This is a genomic window from Microbacterium gallinarum (genome assembly GCF_014837165.1).
In the GTDB taxonomy this organism is placed as follows: Bacteria; Actinomycetota; Actinomycetes; order Actinomycetales; family Microbacteriaceae; genus Microbacterium; species Microbacterium gallinarum.
Genome location: NZ_JACSPM010000001.1, coordinates 1,432,503 through 1,449,491, shown reverse-complemented (window position 1 = coordinate 1,449,491; position 16,989 = coordinate 1,432,503). Strand labels below are relative to the sequence as shown.

Annotated in this window: 12 protein-coding genes; 3 read left to right on the top strand and 9 right to left on the bottom strand. The window is 69.7% G+C overall.

The window, feature by feature from the left end; genetic code table 11:
• Positions 1 to 48 precede the first annotated feature (48 nt).
• The 3 genes from H9622_RS06700 (at position 49) to H9622_RS06690 (ending at position 3,598) form a co-directional block, all read left to right on the top strand.
• Positions 49 to 1,065, top strand: a complete 1,017-nt coding sequence (locus H9622_RS06700) for a 3-hydroxyacyl-CoA dehydrogenase (protein WP_191765420.1) — start codon at positions 49 to 51, stop codon at positions 1,063 to 1,065.
• Between the two features lie 101 nt (positions 1,066 to 1,166).
• A complete protein-coding gene (locus H9622_RS06695) occupies positions 1,167 to 1,928 on the top strand; it encodes an HpcH/HpaI aldolase family protein (protein ID WP_191765418.1) in 762 nt (253 codons plus the stop codon).
• A complete protein-coding gene (locus H9622_RS06690) occupies positions 1,925 to 3,598 on the top strand; it encodes a DUF885 domain-containing protein (RefSeq protein ID WP_191765416.1) in 1,674 nt (557 codons plus the stop codon). Before H9622_RS06695 ends, H9622_RS06690 begins: the two co-directional genes overlap by 4 nt.
• A gap of 115 nt (positions 3,599 to 3,713) precedes the next feature.
• Here H9622_RS06690 and H9622_RS06685 read toward each other — a convergent pair whose 3' ends face one another.
• The 9 genes from H9622_RS06685 to H9622_RS06645 all read right to left on the bottom strand — a co-directional run bounded on the left by H9622_RS06685 (position 3,714) and on the right by H9622_RS06645 (position 16,743).
• Positions 3,714 to 4,730, bottom strand: coding sequence for an ABC transporter ATP-binding protein (locus tag H9622_RS06685; protein WP_191765414.1), 1,017 nt, complete (start codon positions 4,728 to 4,730; stop codon positions 3,714 to 3,716).
• A complete protein-coding gene (locus H9622_RS06680) occupies positions 4,727 to 6,304 on the bottom strand; it encodes an ABC transporter permease (protein WP_191765410.1) in 1,578 nt (525 codons plus the stop codon). Before H9622_RS06680 ends, H9622_RS06685 begins: the two co-directional genes overlap by 4 nt.
• Before the next feature lie 69 nt (positions 6,305 to 6,373).
• Positions 6,374 to 7,417, bottom strand: a complete 1,044-nt coding sequence (locus H9622_RS06675; protein WP_191765408.1) for an extracellular solute-binding protein — start codon at positions 7,415 to 7,417, stop codon at positions 6,374 to 6,376.
• Positions 7,418 to 7,432: 15 nt separating this feature from the next.
• Positions 7,433 to 10,606 carry a VPS10 domain-containing protein gene (locus tag H9622_RS06670; protein ID WP_191765406.1) on the bottom strand — a complete coding sequence of 1,058 codons (3,174 nt, stop codon included), beginning with the start codon at positions 10,604 to 10,606 and terminating at the stop codon, positions 7,433 to 7,435.
• Positions 10,603 to 10,998, bottom strand: coding sequence for a PPOX class F420-dependent oxidoreductase (locus H9622_RS06665; RefSeq protein ID WP_191765404.1), 396 nt, complete (start codon positions 10,996 to 10,998; stop codon positions 10,603 to 10,605). Before H9622_RS06665 ends, H9622_RS06670 begins: the two co-directional genes overlap by 4 nt.
• A 38-nt stretch (positions 10,999 to 11,036) precedes the next feature.
• On the bottom strand, positions 11,037 to 11,996 hold the full coding sequence (locus H9622_RS06660; RefSeq protein ID WP_191765402.1) for an ABC transporter permease: 960 nt from the start codon (positions 11,994 to 11,996) through the stop codon (positions 11,037 to 11,039).
• The gene (locus tag H9622_RS06655; protein WP_191765400.1) at positions 11,993 to 13,048 is read right to left on the bottom strand and encodes an ABC transporter permease; all 1,056 of its coding nucleotides are present in this window, start codon (positions 13,046 to 13,048) and stop codon (positions 11,993 to 11,995) included. Before H9622_RS06655 ends, H9622_RS06660 begins: the two co-directional genes overlap by 4 nt.
• The gene (locus H9622_RS06650) at positions 13,045 to 14,889 is read right to left on the bottom strand and encodes an ABC transporter ATP-binding protein (protein WP_318247052.1); all 1,845 of its coding nucleotides are present in this window, start codon (positions 14,887 to 14,889) and stop codon (positions 13,045 to 13,047) included. The genes H9622_RS06655 and H9622_RS06650 overlap by 4 nt, the downstream gene beginning before the upstream one ends.
• Before the next feature lie 69 nt (positions 14,890 to 14,958).
• The gene (locus H9622_RS06645; protein ID WP_191765396.1) at positions 14,959 to 16,743 is read right to left on the bottom strand and encodes an ABC transporter substrate-binding protein; all 1,785 of its coding nucleotides are present in this window, start codon (positions 16,741 to 16,743) and stop codon (positions 14,959 to 14,961) included.
• Positions 16,744 to 16,989 lie beyond the last annotated feature (246 nt).

Below are 16,989 nucleotides of genomic sequence, written 5' to 3'. Positions count from 1 at the left end.
CCCACCGGCTCACCTGATCAGCAAGACACATCGGATCGGACGCTCCACATGATTTCTCCTCCCCCGCTCGGATCGGGCGCCGCGCACTCCCCCAGGACTGTCGCGGTGGTCGGTGCGGGCAGCATCGGGATCGCCTGGGCGGTGGTCTTCAGCTCAGCCAGAGTGTCAGTCCGCCTCTTGGAAACCGACGACACAGTCCGCCGGGGCGCGCTGGGCGAGGTCGACTCGGTCCTGACGGCGCTCTTCGAGGCCGGGCTCCTCGCCGAGCCGGTCGCCGACGTCCTTGCGCGGGTGAGCATGCACGACAGCCTGACCGCCGCAGTCGATGGCGCGGACTTCGTGCAGGAGTGCGTGATCGAAGACATCGAGGTCAAGCGGGAGCTGTTCGCCGAACTCGACCGCATCACCCCACCCGGCGTCGTGCTCGCGAGCTCGACGTCGACGATCATGGCCTCACTCTTCGCGGCGGAGATTCCGGGTCGCGACCGGTGCCTCGTGGTGCACCCCGCGAACCCGCCCTACTTCCTTCGCGTCGCCGAGATCGTCCCCGCCCCCTTCACGTCGGCCGAGGCGATCGATAGCGCCCGCGAGCTGCTGACCCAGGTCGACATGACACCGGTTGTGCTCAACCGCGAGATCGAGGGCTTCGCGTTCAACCGGCTCCAGGGCGCGGTGCTGCGCGAGGCGTACTGCCTGGTGCGTGACGGCGTGCTCTCCGCGTCCGACCTCGACACTCTCGTCCGGGATGGGCTCGGCTTGCGCTGGTCGGTCATCGGTCCCTTCACGACGAGTGAGCTCAACACCCGCGGCGGCATCCGCCGGCACGCCGAAGTGATCGGTCCCGTCTACGCCAGGATCGGGGTCATGCGCGGCGCCGACGACCCGTGGACGCCCGAGACGATCGAGATGGTCGCGAGCGAGATCGAGCAGCGCCTGCCGCACGCGACCTGGGAAGAGAACGTGCATGAGCGCGACCGCGCCATGATCAAGCTCGCCTCGCTGCTGCGGCAGTTCGAGAACCCGCTGGCCCAGGCGCCGACTGCGGCATCCACTTCGCCCCTGTAGAGGCGGGCGCAAGCCCCGCTGCGTGTCTTCTCAGCGTTTGTAAAGCTGAGTGCGTACTTTTCTGGCAAGCGCCAACCTAGACGACACACTAGTATTCATACGTGAAGACTCATGCCAGCGCGGGCGTTCAGGTCGCAGCGTGGTCGATGCTCGGGACGCCCGCTGCGGCGTCTCTCATGTCGCACATCGGAGCCGACCTGCTCGTGCTTGACGCGCAGCATGGCCTCTTCGATGACGCCGCTCTCATCGCCGCGATCCCGGCCGCATCGGCCGTGCCGGTGCACGTACGCGTGGCCGACGGATCGGCCGCCCACATCGGACGCGCGCTCGACGCGGGCGCGACAGGAGTGATCGTGCCGATGGTGCAGGATGCCGCCGAGGCCGAGGCCGCGGCATCCGCCACCCGCTATCCGCCGCTCGGCGAGCGGTCGTGGGGTCCGTTGGCCGCCTACAGGGGCGAGCCGACCACCCCGCCCGCCGAAGCGAACGCACGGGTGTCGTGCGCCGTTATGGTCGAGACCTCGCGCGCGATCGCGAACCTCGACGGGATCGCCTCGGCACAAGGGGTCGACGTGGTCTTCGTCGGACCGTTCGATCTCGCGATCGCCCTCGGCACCGATGTGCCGGGGCTGCTGGCCGACCGGTCCGACGGCAACCCGCTCGACGCCGTCGTCTCCGCCTGCCGGAAAGCAGGGACGAGGGCCGGAGCATTCGCCGGAAGCCTCGAAACCGCCGCCGCGCTCATCGACCGAGGCTTCACGACCGTCGCCGTCGCCGTCGACACGCAACTCATCTCGACTGCCGGCAAGGCCCTCGTCGACGCCGCGCGCCTCATCCCCGTCCCCCCGAAGGAGAGCGAATGACCACCGTCCGCCAGATCGCCGACGAGTACACCGCTGCGCTGGCCGCCCGCGAACCCGCGGCGGCCCTCGCCCTGCGGATCGAGCGGCCCGAGCGGGCGCTGGCCGATCTGTCTCCGGAATGGCTCGAGGCGCGCTACGCGCTGCAGGGCGAGGTGCTCGATCGTCTCGCGGCGCTGCCGGACGACGCACCCGACGCGGTGCTGCGCGCGGCCATGGTGGAGCGTCTCAGCGGCGACCGGGCGCTGTTCGACACGGGGTTCACGATGCGAATGGTTGCCGGGCTCGCGAGCCCCATGCACCTGATTCTCGAAGGTGTCGAGGGTCTCACGATTTCTGACGACGCCGGCGGGATAGCCGTGCTCGAGCGCACCGAGGCCGCACCGGCAGCGGTGCGCGAGTACATCCGATCCCTCGAGCGCGCGCGTGAACTCGGCCGCGAGGGCCGGTTCTCGGGCACCGGCGTCGCCTCGGTCCGCCAGATCGGACTGCTCGCCGACCAGGCCGAGGGATGGGCCGACGCCGACTACTTCGCCACCCTCGACCGGGCGCCGGGGCTCTCCCCCGAGCTCACCGCCCGCGCCGACGCGGCCGCAGCCGCGATGGCTGAGGCGCTGCGCGAACTCGTGCGCTTCCTTCGCGAAGACCTGACACCGGATGCCCCGGCCGAAGACGCGATGGGCCTCGAGGTGTACCCGACGATGGTCGCGAGCATGCTCGGCACGCCCGTCGACCTCGAAGAGGTGTACGCCTTCGGCTGGAGCGAACTCGAACGCCTCGTGGCGCTCTCGCGCGAGCTGGCGGAGCAGCTAGGCGGAACCGGCGACGACCCCGTACGGTCGGCCGCACGTCTGCTGGATGCCGACCCGCGGTACCGGCTCGAAGGGATCGAGTCGATCGTCGCGTGGCTGCGCCGCCGGGTGGCGGAGAGCGCCGAAGTGCTGGGCGCCGAGGCATTCGTCCTGCCGTCGACGATCGACGATGTCGAATGCGTCGTGTCGCAGGCATCCACCGGGGTCGTCTACTACACGCCCGCCCCGCCCGACGGATCGGTGCCGAGCCGCATAGTGTGGACGATCCCCAGCGGCGTGCCGATGGCCGCCACCTGGCAGGAGGTGACGAGCGTCCACCACGAAGGACTGCCCGGGCACCACCTGGAGCACGCAATGAACCGCGCGAACGCCGGCCTGCACCCGTGGCAGCGCTACCTGTGCGAGGTGCACGGGTACGCCGAGGGATGGGCGCATTACGCCGAGGCGCTGTCGGATGAGCTCGGCCTGATCCGTGACCCCGCCGAACGGCTGGGCATGGTGCTCGGGCAGATCTGGCGCTCGGCGCGGATCGTCACCGACATCGGACTGCACACGAAGTGGCTGCTCCCGGCGAATTCCCTCACCACCGAGACGGAGTGGACGCCCGAGCTGGCGAGGAAGTTCCTCGAAGACTTCGCGATGGTCGAGCCCGACCTCGCCCGCTTCGAGGTAGACCGCTATCTCGGCATCCCGGGCCAGGCGCTCGCCTTCAAGGTCGGCGCGAAGCTCTGGATGGAAGCCCGCGCAGCATGGAGGGAGAGCCGGGGAGCGGATGCTCGTCTCGCCGACTTCCACCGCGAGGCGCTCGCACTCGGCCCGATGGGTCTGGCGCCGCTGCGCGCGCAGCTGCTCGCGGGCTGAGCCGACCGACCGGCGCACGTCGCTGCGTCGGGCGCAGTTGCTGCTGCGCGGGATGCAGGAGAGTGCGCCCGGGGCTCGGGCGAGCGCGAGCCCCGCCGAGAATGCGCCTAATCGCCTACCGCACCACGGCGACCTCGCCTCGCACCGCGACCGAGACCCGTTCACCGGCTGCGTGCCAGGCGGAATCGGATGCCTCGACCAGCGTTCCGTCGGCGAGCTCGATGCGCAGCAGCCGGTCGCCGCCGCGGAACCACGAGCGGACCACTCGCCCGGCGATCCCCGCACCCGGCGCCACAAGCTCGATCGACTCGGGCCGCAGAACGGCGAAGCACTCCCCCGCCGGCGTACCGGCTCCGACCGCGACCTCCCCGAGCACCGTCGACGCGACCCCCGCCCCGGTCACCCGGGCCGGAACGACAACACCGCGGCCGATGAACTCCGCGGTGAATCGATCGACGGGACGCCGGTACACCTCCTCGGGCGTGCCGTGCTGGTGGATGCGACCGGCGTTCATGACGATCACCCGATCGGCGATCGCGAGTGCCTCGGACTGGTCGTGCGTGACGAGCAGCGCCGACGTCCCGGTGCGGCGCAACGCACCGAGCATCTCCTCGCGCACGCGCTCGCGCAGCGAGGCGTCGAGGTGCGCGAACGGCTCGTCCAGCAGCACGAGAGCAGGCTCGGTCGCGAGCGTCCTCGCGAGCGCGGCGCGCTGCTGCTCGCCGCCGCTGATCTCGTGCGGCATGCGCGCAGCCAGATCCCGGATGCCGAGAAGAGCGAGCATGCGCTGGGCCGTGGCATCCCGATCGTCGCCCCGCAGTCCGTACGAGACGTTCGCCGCCACGTCGAGGTGCGGGAACAGCACGCTGTCCTGGAACACCAGCCCGACACCCCGCTTCTCGGGCGGCACCTCCTTCGCGCCGCCCGACACCACGACCCCGTCGATCGAGATCGTGCCCTCGCCGCGGTCGAGACCCGCGATCAGTCGGAGCGACGTCGTCTTGCCGCAACCCGAGGGTCCGAGCAGCGCGACGACCTCGCCGCGCGGCACGGCGAGATCCGCGTGGTCGACCGCGACGACCGAGCCGTACCGGCGGACGAGGCCACGCGCGTCGAGGGCGAGGTCGGTCATGCGGCCACCGCCGCTTCGGCTGCCCGAGGTGCCGCGACCCGGGCGTGCAGGCCGAGGAGCGGCAGGCTGATCGCGACCATCAGCAGGGCCGCGACGCTCGCCGTCGTGTACTGACCTTCGACCATCGCTCCCCACAGTCTCACGGCGAGCGTCTCGGCGCCGGTCGGGCGCAGCAGCAGCGTCACGGGAAGCTCGTGGAACGCGGAGAAGAAGACGAGCACCGCCCCGGTCAGCGCCGCCGGCCGAACAAGCGGGAGCACGACGCTCACCAGGGTCGAGGCATCCGATCTGCCCAGCGTTCGCGACGCGTCGAGCAGCCTGTCGTCGATGCGGCGAAGCGCCGTCGACATCGCACCGATCGACAGCGGCAGGAACAGCACCGCGTACGCGAACACGAGCGTGGTCGTGGATTGGTAGAGCGCGGCGGGTCCCGCGAGTGACAGCACCAGGATCGCAAGGCCCACCGCCAGATGCGGCAGTGCGTGGGTGACCCATGGCACACCTTCGACGACGCGGCCGAAGGCTGCCCCACGCCGAGCGGCGAGAGCGATCGGCAACGCGAGCAGGGTCGTCACGACGCTCGCGAGCAGCGCATAGAGCAGCGCGTTGCCCGCCTCGACCAGCACCGGCCCGGGTTGCACTCCGGATGCGAGACCGTTCAGCGCCCAGCTCGCGAGCGTGGCGATAGGCAGCACGCTCGACGCCAGAACCACGATCCCCAGAAACACGATCGCCACGATCGACCCGGCGTGCCCCCAGCGGCGGACGGGAGCCGGTCGGGCGTGTGGAGCGGATGCCGCCTCCCGCCCGCGCAGGATCACCTGACCCACGATGAACACGGCCGCCACGAGCACGAGGATCGAGCACAGCGCGAACGCAGGCGCGAGATCGACCCGACCGCGGAACTGCGCGTAGATCGCGCGGGTGAGGGTGTCGTATCGCAGCATCGACACCGCGCCGAAGTCCGAGATCGCGTACAGGGCGATGACGCAGGCGCCGAGTGCGAGTGTGCCGCGCAGGTGCGGCAGGACGACCCGCACGAACACCCGTGCGGGCGGGTCGCCGAGGAGCCGGGCGCTTTCTTCGAGGGCGGGGTCGAGACGCGAGAGCGCGGCGGCCACCAAGGTGTGGACGATCGGGATCCCCACGATCGTCAGGCACGCAGTCGCCGCCCACAGCCCGGTCGCCGGCGGCAGACGTTCGACACCGAGCGGAGCCAGCCACCGGGTCAGCGTGCCCGCTCCCCCGATCATCCCGGTGAGCGCGACGGCGAACACGTACGCGGGAAGCACGAGGGGCACCCCGATCAACATCGACCACACACGACGTCCCGGGAGGAGCGAGCGAGTGGTGGCGACGGCCGTCGCCGTGCCGACCACGAGCGACGCGACCACCACCAGGGCGGCCAGCAGCAGCGTGTTGCCGAGCAGCTCGACGAGCCGGTCGGGCGACACCGTCTGCGCACCGCGCCCCTCGAACCCCTGGACGGCGAGCACAACGAGCGGCGGCACGCAGAGACACGCGACGATCAGCGCCGCGAGGAATGCCGCGGCCCGCTGCGCCGTTACCGCCATGTCGCTCCTCGGTGAGACCGGCCCGGAGACAGACCAGCCAGGTTCAGACCGGCCCGCGCCGGCCCCCGCCTAGATCAAGCCCGATCGGGCGATCAGGTCGGTGGCGATGTCGAGGTTACCGGCGACCTCTGCGAGCTTCATCTCTGCGATCAACGCGTCGTCGATCGGCCGCTCGCCCTCAGGCGTGCCGACACCGCCCCGCAGCGGGTACTCGCCCACTTCTTCGAGGAAGTGCGTCTGGGCCTGCTCCGACAGCATGAATCGCACGAACTCGACCGCGTTGTCGGCGTGGTCGCTCGAGTCGAGCACGCCGATCGTCGTCGGCATCAGCACATCGCCGGCGTCACCCGCATCGAACGAGTGGTTGCGGACCGCGAAGTCAGGGTCCTCTGCGATCAGACGGTGCACGTAGTAGTGGTTGACGAGTCCGACCTCGAGGTCGCCTGCGGCGATCGCCCGCAGTTGCTCCTCGTTTCCGTCGAAGACCTGGGGGTCGTTCGCCGCCATGCCCTCCAGCCATGCGAGGGCCTCGTCCTCACCGTGCATCGCGACCAGGGCGGCGACGAACGACACGAAGGAGCTGTGCGTCGGCGCGAGCCCGACCTTGCCGCGCCACGGCTCTTCCGTCAACTCGAACACCGAGTCCGGCAGACGGTCGGCGGGCGTCTGCGCGGGGTCGAAGGCCAGCACCCGACGACGGGCGGTGACGCCCACCCAGTCGTCCTCCGCGCCGGTGATCCCCTCGGGCACGGACTCGAGCACGTCACCGGGAAGCTCGGCGAGCAGCCCTGCCTCGGAGATCGCGCCCATGTACGCCGGGTCCTGGGTGAAGAACACGTCGGCGGGCGAGGCATCCCCTTCCTGCACGATGGTCGTGGCGAGCTCGCCCGTGCTGCCGTAGCGCGCGTCGACAGTGAGACCCGTCTGCTGCTCGAACAGCTCGACGAGCGGACGCACGTGGTCTTCGTTCCGCCCGACGTACACGACGAGGTCGGCCCCGCCCGTGGCGTCGCCGCCCGCGCCGGGCGAACCCCCGGCGGGAGCACCGCTCGCACAGCCCGTGAGGGCGAGGACGGCGGCGAGCGAGAGGACGGCGAGGCGGGAGATGCGCATTGCGGGTGTCAGGTCCTATTCAGCGGGCGCGATGAGGGGGATGCCGGAGTCGGCGCGCAGGGCGGAGTCGAGCTCGGGGATCGCATCCTGACGGATGTCGTCGAGACCCGCGAGCGCGTCATCGGCCTCGGCCTCGAACCGGTCGAGCACCGCATACACGCCCTGAACGGGACGGGTGTCCGACAGCTCGACGACGATCTCGGGAAGCAGCACGATCTTCTGCTCCAGCCCCGCGGCCATCTTCAGCGCGTCGTTGTGGTCCTTCATGTCGGGGTTGGTCAGCACCCGCAGCAGCGCGTCGATCCGGTCGGCGACCGTCCCGATCCGCTCGGCGAGGGGGCGCCCGTCGAGCCGGGTACGCAGCGCTTCGAGCGAGGCATGCGTCGCGGTCGCCCAGCCGATCCCGTCGGCCACCCGCTGAAGCAGGTCGCGGATGCGCACGAGCAGGCGGTGCTGCTCGGCGAGGTCGTCGTCGGTCGCGATACCGCGCGGGTCGCGCTCGACCATGACCGGCTGCTCGACGGTGGTGCCGAGTGCCTCCAGCGTCACCGTGTAGCGCCCGGGTGCGACGCGCGGACCGGGGTAGACGACGCCGCGGGGCGAGCCGTCGGTCGATGCGGCGAGCGCGGGCTCGATCCGCAGGTCCCACACGAACGCGTGCGTTCCCGACGTGCGCGGGGTCAGCTGGTCGGCTGACAGATCGCGGTCGGCGGGGCTGGTCGACCCGAAGGTCCGCAGCACCGTGCCGCCAGCATCCCGGATCGTGAGCGTCACGTCATCGGCGTCTGCCGGCAGCCGATAGATCAGCTGCACGCCGTTGGGCGGATTCTTGCCTCCGTCGAGCCACACCGTCTCCTTCGTGCCGTCGGGGAGAGCGCGCCGCGTGAAGGTCGCTCCGCCCAGGGGCACGCCGGGGAACCCGCCGACCCACGAACCCTCGCCGGGCATGTCGAACCCGTCGGGCGTCGCGTACCGGTAGGCGAGCGGCGGCGCGAACAGGACGGGCTCGTCGAGGCGAGCGCCGGCGATCTGTCGCAGCGGCGCCAGGTCGTCCAGGATCCAGAAGGCCCGGCCGTGCGTGCCGGCGACGAGCTCATGGTCGCGCACCTTGACGTCATAGACAGGCACCGACGGCATGTTCCCGCGCAGGCTGGCCCACGTCGCACCACGATCGACTGAGAACCAGACCCGGCGCTCGGTGGCGAGGAACAGCAGCTCCGGCGAAGAGGGATCTTCGCGGATGCTGCGAGCCCACTCCTGCTCGGGGATGCCGGCCGAGATCGGCTCCCACGTCGCGCCGAAGTCGTCGGTGCGGAAGACGAGCGGCCGGGGGTCCTGGATGCGATACGCGTGCGCGGCGAGGTAGGCCGTGCCCGCATGGTGCGCGGACGGCTCGATCCGGGCGATGGTCGCCCAGTCGGGGAGGCCGGGAACGGTCAGCTGCGTCCACGACTCGCCGCCGTCACGCGAAAGGTGCACGAGACCGTCGTCGGTGCCGACCCACAGCTCACCGGCGGTGAGGGGCGACTCGGCGAAGGCGTAGATCGTGCAGTACACCTCGGCACCCGTGGAGTCGCCCGAGATCGGGCCACCCGTCGGCTGCTGCTTGGTCTTGTCGTCGCGCGTGAGGTCGGGGCTGATGGTGCTCCACGTGATGCCGCCGTCGGGAGAGCGGAACAGCCGCTCGCCTCCCACGTACAGCACACCCGGCTCGTGCGGTGAGAACTCGATCGGATAGGTCCAGCCGAACCGGTGGGTCATCTCGCTCGCGCCGACGCCCATGAAGTACTCGGGCCACACGGCCACGTCGCGAGCCTGCTCGGTGACCTGGTCGAAGCGCAGCAGCGGACCCGGATGCCCGAACCCGGCACCCCCGAGCATCACGAACCGCGGGTCCGAGCGGTCGAGCGCGACATCCCCCGCCTCGGCCTCGCCGAGCTCGACGCAATCGGGCCAGCGCAGCGCGCCCTTCCACGAGCGGGAAGGTGCGCGGATGCCGGAGTTGTCCTGCTGCGTCGCGTACAGGTCGAACGGGAACCGGTGGTCGATGTCGAACCGGTAGAACTGGGCGGTGGCCTGGTTGTACACCGACGACCACGTCATTCCGCCGTTGACGCTGACGCAGGCGCCGCCGTCGTTGCCGTTGATCATCCGCCGAGGGTCGTCGGGATCGATCCACAGGTCGTGGTTGTCCCCGTGCGGGGTCTGCACCTGCTGGAAGGTGCGGCCGCCGTCCCGCGAACGCCACGCCCAGGTGTTCATGCTCCACACCGTGTCCGCCTCGGTGGGGTGGGCGATGATGTGGCTGTAATACCAGGGCCGGCCCTGCACGCTGCGCTCACGCGAGACGTGCTCCCAGGTCTGGCCGGAGTCCTCGGAGCGGTAGACGCCACCCTCCTCGCCGATCGCCTCGACGAGAGCCCACAGGCGGCCGGGCTTCGCCGGGCTGGCCGCCACGCCGATCCGGCCGAGCAGACCGGACGCGAACCCGGGGTTGTCGGAGATCTTCTCCCACGTGTCGCCGGCATCGGCCGAGCGCCACAGGCCCGAGTCCTCACCGCCCGAGATGATGTTCCACGGATGCCGCACCATCTGCCAGATCGATGCGTAGACGATGCGCGGGTTCGAGGGGTCGATGACGAGGTCGGCGCCGCCGGCCTTGTCGGACACGTGGAGGACGTGATCCCAGGTCTCGCCGCCGTCGCGCGTGCGGAAGACGCCGCGCTCCGGATTCGGCCCGAAGACGTCGCCCGTCGCCGCCACGTACGCGACGTCGGGATCCTTCGGATGCACCCGCAGCTTCGCGATGTGCTTGGTGGCGGCGAGGCCCCGATGCTGCCAGGTGCGCCCGCCGTCGACCGTGCGGTACACCCCGTCGCCGGGTACGACGTTGTTGCGAGCGAAAGACTCGCCCGTTCCCACCCACACCACGTTCGAGTCGGACTCCGACACGGCGATGGCGCCGATGGACGCGGTCTCGAGGAACCCGTCCGACATCGGCCGCCAGTACTGGCCTGCATCGTCGGTCATCCAGACGCCGCCGGAGCACGCGCCCATCCAGAACCGCGAGCTGTCGTGCCGGTCTCCCGACACCGCGACCACCCGTCCGCCCCGAGACGGGCCGACACTGCGCCACCGGATGACGTCGGCGCCGAGCTCCTCGGCGAGTTCCTGACTCGTTGCCGTCATTTCGCCCTCTCTCCCGCGCGCGAAGTCGGCCGGATCCGGCAGATCACCCGCTCGCTCTCGATCTGCTCCTGAATGTACGGCCGGCCGAAGTACCTCTGCGAGAGCTCGTCGATGTGCGCCCGGGCCGCATCGCCATGCACGAACTCGACCACCTCGCCTCGGATCTCGGCGTAGGAGTAAGGGTTCTCACGGTCGATGATCACCACCACCACGCGTGGATCGCGCACCATGTGGCGGTACTTGACGCGGTGCACCTCGGTGTTGATGAGGATGTGCTCGTCGTCGCAGTCGACCCACATCACCTGTGCGGTGGGCGATCCGTCCTTTCGGAGGGTGGTCAGCGTGGCGAAGTTGACGCCCTTCGCGAGGGCGCGCGTGTGCTCATCAAGCATCGTTCGTTGTTCCTGCGGGTCGTCGTCGGGGACGGTGCTCACTTGACCCGGACCCGCGAGTCGAGCAGAGCGTAGGCGATGTCGACGATGATCGACGAGATCACGACGAAGAGCGATGCGAGGAGCATCGTGCCGATGATGACCGGCTGGTCGCCGCGGTTGACGGACTCGATCGCGAGGCTGCCGATCCCGTTGATGCCGAAGATGCGCTCGGTGACGACGAGCCCGCCCATGAGGACGGCGATGTCGAGGCTCACCTGGGTGACGACCGGCGTCAGCGCGCTGCGCATGCCGTGCTTGTAGACGACCGAGCCGTCGGAGAGACCCTTGGCGCGGGCGGTGCGGATGTAGTCCTCGCCGAGCACGCCGGCCAGCTGGCTGCGGGTGAGGCGGGCGTAGGTCGCCGCCGAGACGAACCCGACGGTGACCCACGGAAGGATCAAATGCCGGAACCACTCCCACGGGTCATCGGTGAACTTCACGTACCCGGCAGCCGGGAAGATCGGGAACCCCGCGACGGTGAGCTGGAAGAAGAAGATGTAGAGCAGGAGCAGGCCCACCACGAAAGTGGGGACGCTCAGGCCGCTGAGGACGAACACGGTGCTCACGCGGTCACGGAACGATCCGGGCCGGCGCGCCGCCCCGATACCCACGAGTACGCCGATGATGAGGGCCATTGCGAGGCCGCCGATCGCGAGCGACGCGGTTGCGGGGAGACGCTGCAGGATCGAGTCGAGCACCGGCTGCTGGTTGTAGAACGAGTACCCCAGGTCGCCCCGCAGCAGGCCGCCCATGTAGAGGAAGTAACGCTCGATCACGGGGAGGTCGAGGCCCAGCCGCTCGCGCACGAGCTCGACCTGCGCGTTCGTCGCCTGAACGCCGGCGATCGTGCGGGCCGGGTCGTTGGGCGCCACGTAGAAGAGGAGGAACATGATCGCGCTGATCGCGAGCAGCGTGAGGATGGCCGAGACGGCTCGGCGGCTGAGGAAGCGGATCACGCCTTCGCCTCCTTCTTGGCAGCGCGGCGGGCGGCTCGACGGCGGGCGAGTCGGCGTCGGCCGGCGAACAGCGTCTGGCGCGGGTCGAGCGCATCCCGGATCGAGTCTCCGAGCAGGTTGAACGCGAGGGTGACGGCCAGCAGTGCCGCCGACGGGAAGATCACGAGCCACGGCGCGATCGTGTAGAGCGAGCCCTGCGAGGCGACCGACAGCATGTTGCCCCAGGTGGCGGTGGGCGGAAGCACACCGAGGCCCAGGAACGACAGGGTGGCCTCGAACACGATGGCCTGCGGGATCAGCAGCGTGCCGTAGACCAGGATCGGCACGAGGAGGTTCGGGATGACGTCGACGCGCATGATCCGCCAGTTCGAGGCGCCGAGAGACCGGGCCGCCTCGACGAACTCGCGTTCGCGGAGGGAGAGCACCTGGCCGCGCACCACGCGAGCGATCGGCGCCCACGAGAAAAGGACGATGACGATGATGGTGGTCGCCAGCGACGGGCCGACCAGCGCGACCAGCGAGATCGCGAAGAGCAGCTGCGGCAGGCTCAGCGTCGTGTCCATCAGCCAGGTGAGCACGGTGTCGACCGGGCCGCGCATGAATCCCGCGACGAGGCCGACGAGCGTGCCGATACCCAACGCGCCGAGAGTGGCGAAGAACGCCACGGTCAGACTGATCTGCGCCCCGTAGACGAGGCGCACGAGCACGTCGCGACCGAGGTTGTCGGTGCCGAGGAGGAACTGCGAGTTGGGTGCGACCGGCGTGCCGAACTCGGTCAGGCCGTCCTCACGGAACTGCTCGTTCGGTCCGTGCCCGGTCCAGGCCGCGACGAGCGGAGCCATCAGGGCGGCGAGGATCACCAGCACGATGATGACGACAGAGATGATCGCCACTTTGTCGCGGCGCAGGCGGCTCCAGACGAGCTGCAAGGGGCTTCGTGCGGCGACGGCGGTCTGGCGCGTGAGGCCCGAGACGGCGTCGGCCTCGATTTCCTCGGCCTCTTCGTCGAGTTCGGCCTCGACGCGCGGGTCGAGGGAGTTCGGACTGGTCATCCGCGTGCCTCCCTGAGGATGTCGTCGGACTGATCGAGTTCGAGCCCCGTGTCCTGTTGCAGCACCGTGTCGACGTGGGGCGCGGCCGCGAGGAGCGAGCGCGTGTACTCCTCCCGCGGGTCGCGGTAGATCTGCTCTACCGGGCCCTGTTCGACGACGACGCCGCGGTGCATGACCGCGACCGTGTCGGCGATGTGCTCGACCACGGCCAGGTCATGGGCGATGAAGACGTAGGTGAGGCCGAGCTCCTCCTGGAGCGAGCTCAGCAGGTTGAGGATCTGCGCTTGGATCGACACGTCGAGCGCCGAGACGGGCTCGTCGCAGACGACGAGCTTGGGGTTGAGCGCGAGGGCGCGGGCGATGCCGATGCGCTGACGCTGGCCGCCCGAGAACTCGGCGGGGAAACGGTTGTAGTGCTCGGGGTTGAGGCCTACGAGCTCCATGAGCTCCTGCACGTGCGTGCGCAGCTCCTTGCCGGTCTTCAAACCGTGGATGACGAGCGGGTCGGCGATGATCGAGCCGACCCGGCGCTGCTGGTTGAGCGAGCCGTACGGGTCCTGGAAGACCATCTGCACGTCGCGGCGGAGCGCGCGGCGGTCGGCGCGGCCGAGCGTCGAGATGTCGCGGCCCTCGAACTCCACGCGACCGCTCGTGAGCGGGATGAGGCCCGTGAGTGCGCGGGCGAGCGTGGACTTTCCGCTGCCGGACTCGCCGACGATGCCGAGGGTGCCGCCCCGGGGGATGTCGAGGCTGACACCGTCGACGGCCACCACGGTGTCGCTCTTGAGCCCGAGCACGCCCTTGCGGGCGCCGGGGAAGGTGATGCGCACGTCTTCGACGCGCGCCAGAAGGTCGCGCTCGACGGCGGCGACCGGAGCCGCGTCGGGAAGGACGGGGAGCACGACCGGACCCGCGTGCGAGACGGGAAGCACGCACGCGGAACGGTGCCCGACGGCGATGTGCCTCTCTTCGGGGAAGCCCTGGAGGCACTCGTCGTGCACGAGCGCGCAGCGCGAGGCGAAGGGGCATCCGGGCTGTTCGATCAGGAGGCTAGGCGGGTTGCCGGGGATCGACTGAAGCACCGTGCGCTCCGAGCCGACACGGGGAACCGAGGCGAGCAGCCCGCGGGTGTACGGGTGGTGCGGCCGCGCGAGGACCTCGTTGCGCGCACCGCGTTCGACGATCCGGCCGCCGTACATCGTGATGACCCGGTCGGCGACCTGCGCGACCACGCCGAGGTCGTGCGTGATCATGAGTATCGCCGTGCCGTGCTCCTGCTGGAGACGGCTCATCAGGTCGAGGAGCTGCGCCTGCACGGTCACGTCGAGGGCCGTCGTCGGCTCGTCGGCGATGAGCAGAGCGGGGCGGAGCGCGAGCGCCAGACCGATCATCACGCGCTGGCGCATGCCGCCCGAGAACTGGTGAGGGTAGTCGTCGATCCGCTTCTCGGGGTGCGGGATGCCGACCTCTGCGAGCACGTCGATGACCCGTGACCGCAGCAGCTTCGGCGACGTCTTCTCGTGGACGCGGATCGCCTCGGCGATCTGCGCCCCGACCCGGAACTGCGGGTGCAGCGACGACAGCGGGTCCTGGAAGACCATGCCGATCCCCCGACCGCGCACCGAGCGCAGGTCGTCGTCGCTCATCGTCAGCAGGTCGCGGCCCTGGAAGAGCGCCCGGCCGGTGACCATCGCACCGCTCGAGAGCCCGACCATGGCCTGCGTGCTGACCGACTTGCCCGAACCGGACTCCCCCACCACTCCGAGGGTTTCACCCTCGTCGAGATCGAAGGAGATGCCACGCACAGCGTGCAGCCTTCCATCCCCCGTGTCGAACGACACATCGAGATCTTCAACGCTGAGCAGCACGTGGCACCTCCCTCTCCCTCATTCAGACTGACCGCGAGCGGGTCAGTCCTCGATCCAGACGTTCGTCACGTCGCCGTTCTTCGTCCACGAGAGGTACTCGAAGCCCCCGACGCGGTCGGAGTGGAAGACAGGCGTGCGCGCGAAGGTGATCGGCACCCAGGCAGCGTCCTCGGTCGCCACGGCGTCCGCGGCGATCCAGAGCTCGTTCGCCTCTTCGGGGGTCTCGGCGGCGAGCGCCTCGTCGACCAGCGAGTTGAACTCGTCGCTGTTCCATCCACCGAAGTTCGGCGAACCGGCGGCGTAGCCGCGGCCGTCGAGCATGGGCACGAGGTACGGGCGACCGCCGAAGTAGTCGGCGCTCCACGCCGCGATCGCGATGTCCCACTCGCCCGCTTCGGTGATGTCCTGGTTGAGCAGGAACTCGCTGTAGAAAGCGTTCTGCGTGGTGACCTTCATCTCGACCTGGAAGCCCGCGGCCTCGAGGTCCTGCTGCATGGCCGCGGCGATCGACGCGTAGGGCTCGGTCTCGCGGTAGAGCAGGCGGACGGGGATGCTGTCGCCGAAGCCGGCCTCGGAGAGGAGCTCCTGCGCACGCTCGGCGTCGCCGTTCTCGGGCACGTCGAGGACGTTGGCCTGCTCGGTGCCCAGCACCTCGGGGGGCAGGATCTGCGTCGCGACCTCGGCCAGGCCGGGTCCGCCGAGGATCTGCTGCACCGCGGCGCGGTCGATCGCGAAGTTGAGCGCCTGACGCACCGTGGTGTCGCCGAAGGCTCCACCGGCGTTCGGGCTCAGCGTGTTGATCACGACGTAGGGACGGATGGCTCCGTCACCACCGATCACGAGACGCTCGTCGTTGGCCGCCATGAGCGCGGGAACCGAGGCGGTCGGGGTGACCGTGTCGGCCCACTGCATGTCGACCGTTCCGGCCTCGAGCTGCTGCTGCACGGCGGCGGCATCCTGACCCATCGCGATCTCGATCGCGTCGACGTTGGCCTCGCGTACCGGGTCGAGGTCGGCCTTCCACACGGGGTTGCGCTCGAGCGTGAAGCTCTCGTCGGGCACGTACTCCGCGATGCGGTAGGGGCCGCTCGAGATGATGTTCTGGCGGAGCTCGGGCGAGTCCGGCAGGTACTCGAGGTACTCGACCGGCTGCGGTGCGAGGAACACGCCCAGAGCCATGATGTCGATGAAGTCTGCGGCCGGCTGCGTGATGGTGAACTGCACGGTGTGGTCACCGGTGGCCTGGACACCCTCGATGTCGTTGCCCTCGACGTAGGAGCGGATGGCCTCGACGGTGGGCTCGACGGTCGAGAAGCCCTCGCAGTACTCGGCGAGACCGACGATGGTGTCGGTGAAGTACGACAGCGCGTTCGACGGCGACACCGGGTTGCAGATGCGCTTGGCGGCGAGCACGACGTCTTCAGCGACGATCTCGCGAGCGCCGTCGGGAGCGTCGAACTCGACACCTTCCTGGATGTCGACGGTGTAGACGGTGCCGTCCTCGGAGATGCCGCCGTTCTCAGCGGTGGGGATCTCGAGTGCGAGGTCGGGGACGATCTGCGAGCCGTCCGTGCCACCCTCACCGGGAACCTGAGCGAACAGTGTGCGGGTCAGCGCGCGGTGGATCTGGTAGTCCGGAGCCGAGTACGAGGCAGCCGGGTCGAGGTAGAGGACGTCCGAGTTGCCGGCGAGCTTGAGGGTGCCGCCGGTTGCGGCGTCACCTCCGTCGTCGTCGCCGCCTCCCTGCGTGCCGGAGCACGCCGTCAAGACGAGTGCCGAGAGCGCGACGGCGGCGCCGAGCATCCCCAGCCGTGATCGATGGTGCATGGTGCTTCCTCTCGTGAAGCCGATCGGTTCACCCTCCGGGCGGGCCGCCGGCGGGCATGCTGCAACTGTTCCGTGTGCGGATTTCAGTGAAAAGTCGCTCACGTTACAGGTTCGCCAAAACGCCTGCTCAACACTGCGCAAGGTTTCGCTTTGCCAAGTCTAACCACATTCTCACCTGTCAATTGGTTTTCACAGGTAGCCGTGACGAGAGCAAGCGAACGGCGCGCGAGCGGGGGCTTCGAGGGA

What these genes read in the sequence shown, in the direction of transcription:
- H9622_RS06700 (WP_191765420.1), top strand. Translation starts at nt 49, where the DNA reads ATGATTTCTCCTCCCCCGCTCGGATCGGGCGCCGCGCACTCCCCCAGG.
- H9622_RS06690 (WP_191765416.1), top strand. Translation starts at nt 1,925, where the DNA reads ATGACCACCGTCCGCCAGATCGCCGACGAGTACACCGCTGCGCTGGCC.
- H9622_RS06685 (WP_191765414.1), bottom strand. Translation starts at nt 4,730, where the DNA reads ATGACCGACCTCGCCCTCGACGCGCGTGGCCTCGTCCGCCGGTACGGC.
- H9622_RS06680 (WP_191765410.1), bottom strand. Translation starts at nt 6,304, where the DNA reads ATGGCGGTAACGGCGCAGCGGGCCGCGGCATTCCTCGCGGCGCTGATC.
- H9622_RS06675 (WP_191765408.1), bottom strand. Translation starts at nt 7,417, where the DNA reads ATGCGCATCTCCCGCCTCGCCGTCCTCTCGCTCGCCGCCGTCCTCGCC.
- H9622_RS06670 (WP_191765406.1), bottom strand. Translation starts at nt 10,606, where the DNA reads ATGACGGCAACGAGTCAGGAACTCGCCGAGGAGCTCGGCGCCGACGTC.
- H9622_RS06665 (WP_191765404.1), bottom strand. Translation starts at nt 10,998, where the DNA reads ATGCTTGATGAGCACACGCGCGCCCTCGCGAAGGGCGTCAACTTCGCC.
- H9622_RS06655 (WP_191765400.1), bottom strand. Translation starts at nt 13,048, where the DNA reads ATGACCAGTCCGAACTCCCTCGACCCGCGCGTCGAGGCCGAACTCGAC.
- H9622_RS06645 (WP_191765396.1), bottom strand. Translation starts at nt 16,743, where the DNA reads ATGCACCATCGATCACGGCTGGGGATGCTCGGCGCCGCCGTCGCGCTC.